This window comes from Mesorhizobium sp. M4A.F.Ca.ET.022.05.2.1 (genome assembly GCF_003998845.1).
In the GTDB taxonomy this organism is placed as follows: domain Bacteria; phylum Pseudomonadota; class Alphaproteobacteria; order Rhizobiales; family Rhizobiaceae; genus Mesorhizobium.
The window spans coordinates 1-2,435 of sequence record NZ_RZOJ01000616.1 but is presented as its reverse complement, the minus strand read 5'-3'; the positions used below and the strand labels follow the sequence as shown (position 1 = coordinate 2,435).

Below are 2,435 nucleotides of genomic sequence, written 5' to 3'. Positions count from 1 at the left end.
GCCGGACTCTAGCCCGCTGGTCCGAGCGGAGCTGTTGGAGGCCGTCGCCTTCCCGGCGCCGGCGTTCAGGCACTTGGACTTTGCCCGCACCCGCTCTCCGGCCAATCCGCGCGCGCCGCCGGCAATAGTCTGACTGTCCGATCCGCGGAACCTTTCGCGGGCGCATTCATCCAACGTCCGGACCGTCCGCGGCGTCGCGGCGGTGCGGTCACCGCATCATGGAGCAACCATGTTTTCCCTTACCGCAACGCAGGCCAGCGCGTCTGGCCGCAGCAACCGATCCCGGCGCTGGCAGCGCCTCGGCATCGTCCTTTCCACCCTCGCCATGCTGTTAGTCGGCGCTCGCGCCGCCTTCGCGCATGAATTCAAGGCCGGCGATCTCGAAATCGAGCATCCCTGGTCGCGGGCCACGCCTGCCGGCGCCAAGGTGGCTGGCGGTTATTTCACCATCATCAACAAAGGCAGCTCGCCGGACCGGCTGCTGGCGATTGCCTCCGACATTTCGGAGAAGGCCGAACTGCATGAGATGGGCGTCAAGGACGGCGTCATGACCATGCGCCCGGTCAGCGGCGGCCTCGAAATCCCGGCCGGCGGCAAGGTGGCGCTCAAGCCGGGCGCCTACCACCTGATGTTCGTTGGGCTGAAGCGGCAGCCCAAGCAGGGCGAAAAATTCCCGGCGACGCTCACCTTCGAGAAGGCCGGCAGCGTAACCGTCGAGTTCGAAGTCGAAGGCATGGGTGAAACCGGTGACACCGACATGGACCACGCCGAGTGACCCGGCAACCACACAAACTTCGAGGGACAATCATGAACAAGTATCTTTTGACGGCCGGCGTGCTTTTCGCGCTCGGGACAAATGCGGCGCTGGCCCATGTTACGCTGGAAACCCAGGAAGCGCCTGTCGGTTCGACCTACAAGGCGGTGCTTCGCCTGCCGCATGGCTGTGAGGGCAAGGCGACGACCGCCGTGCGCGTGCAGATTCCGGAAGGGATGATCTCGGTGAAGCCGATGCCGAAACCCGGCTGGACGCTGCAGACCAAGAAAGGCAAGTACGAGAAGTCCTACCAGCTCTATGGCGAGACGCTGACCACCGGCGTCAAGGAGGTCGACTGGAGCGGCGGCAATCTGCCGGACGAATTCTATGACGAGTTCGTCTTCAGAGCCAATCTGACGGCGGATCTGCCCGTCGGCCAGATGCTCTACTTCCCCGTCGTGCAGGAATGCGACGGCGGCGCCGCGGCGCGCTGGATCGAGATACCGGCCGCCGGGCAGGAGGACGACGAGCTGGAAAATCCGGCGCCCGGCATCAAGCTCCTGCCGAAGAAATGATCTCCCGGCGGCGCGCTCCGTTCCAGGGCGCGCGCCGCCTGCTTGCGATGGTCGCATGAGCGCTTCCCCAAGGACCTGCATCGACGACTGGCGAGCCGCCCGGCTTTTTGCCCGGCTTCTGGCCGTCATCTTGCTGTTTGCGGCTATGGCGCTGCCGGACCGCGCCTTCGCGCATGCGGCGCTGATCAACGCCGATCCCGTGGACGGCGCGGTGCTGGCGCAAAGCCCGGAAAGATTCTCGCTGAGCTTCAGCGAGCCGGTGTCGCCGCTGGTGCTCAACCTGGTGCGGCCGGACGGCACTCAGCTTGTCCTGACGTCCTATCGGCTCGACGATCAGACCATCGAGATCGACAATCCCGAGACGCTGAAAGCCGGCACGCATGTGCTGAGCTGGCGGGTGATTTCGGAGGATGGCCATCCGGTCGGCGGCTCCGTGCTCTTCTCCATCGGCGCGCCGAGCGCTCCACCGGTGGCTGGGGGGGCGGTCGACTGGGACCTGCGGTCAGCCATCTGGATCGGCAAGGTCCTGCTCTATGTTGGCCTGTTTCTTGGTGTCGGCGGCGCCTTCGCGCTTGCCTGGCTGGCCGAGGACCAACGCTGCGGCCGGCGCTTCGTCATCGGCGCGATCCTGTGCGGCTTGGCGGCGGCGCCAATGTCGCTCGGGCTGCAGGGGCTCGATGCGCTCGGCGCGCCGCTTGCCCGGCTGGCGCAGCCGGTGGTCTGGCAGACCGCGTTCGCCACCAGCTTCGGCTGGACCGTTCTGATCGCGCTGATCGCGCTTGGTCTCGGCCTGCTGTCGCTGGCCGGGCCGCGCGGCGGCCGCAAGCCGCTTGCCCTTGCCGGGCTGGCTGGCGTCGGCGCCGCGCTCGCCGCCAGCGGCCATGCCAGCGCGGCCGAGCCGCAGTGGCTGACGCGGCCGATGGTGTTCCTGCACGGTGCGGGCATCGCCTTCTGGGCCGGCGCGCTGGTGCCGCTCGGGCTTTCGGTGAGGCAGCAGTCGAAGGATGCCGGGGCTTTCCTGCATCGGTTTTCGCGCGCGATCCTGCCGGTCGTCGCCGTGCTTGCCGCCGCCGGCATCGTGCTTGCCGTCATCCAGGTGCAGACGC

The 2,435-nt window shown here is 67.3% G+C and carries 3 protein-coding genes; all 3 read left to right on the top strand.

Annotation, left to right across the window (positions count from 1 at the left end):
* Positions 1-229: 229 nt before the first annotated feature.
* Positions 230-775 carry a copper chaperone PCu(A)C gene (locus tag EN745_RS33645; protein ID WP_127405813.1) on the top strand — a complete coding sequence of 182 codons (546 nt, stop codon included), beginning with the start codon at positions 230-232 and terminating at the stop codon, positions 773-775.
* A gap of 32 nt (positions 776-807) precedes the next feature.
* Positions 808-1,329: a YcnI family protein gene (locus EN745_RS33640; RefSeq protein ID WP_127405814.1), complete on the top strand. Its 522-nt coding sequence runs from the start codon at positions 808-810 to the stop codon at positions 1,327-1,329.
* Positions 1,330-1,384: 55 nt separating this feature from the next.
* The coding region (locus tag EN745_RS33635) for a copper resistance protein CopC (protein ID WP_189363245.1) at positions 1,385-2,435 on the top strand (1,051 nt) is incomplete at its 3' end.

Coding starts and splice junctions, on each gene's coding strand:
- EN745_RS33645 (WP_127405813.1), top strand. CDS start 230: ATGTTTTCCCTTACCGCAACGCAGGCCAGCGCGTCTGGCCGCAGCAAC.
- EN745_RS33640 (WP_127405814.1), top strand. CDS start 808: ATGAACAAGTATCTTTTGACGGCCGGCGTGCTTTTCGCGCTCGGGACA.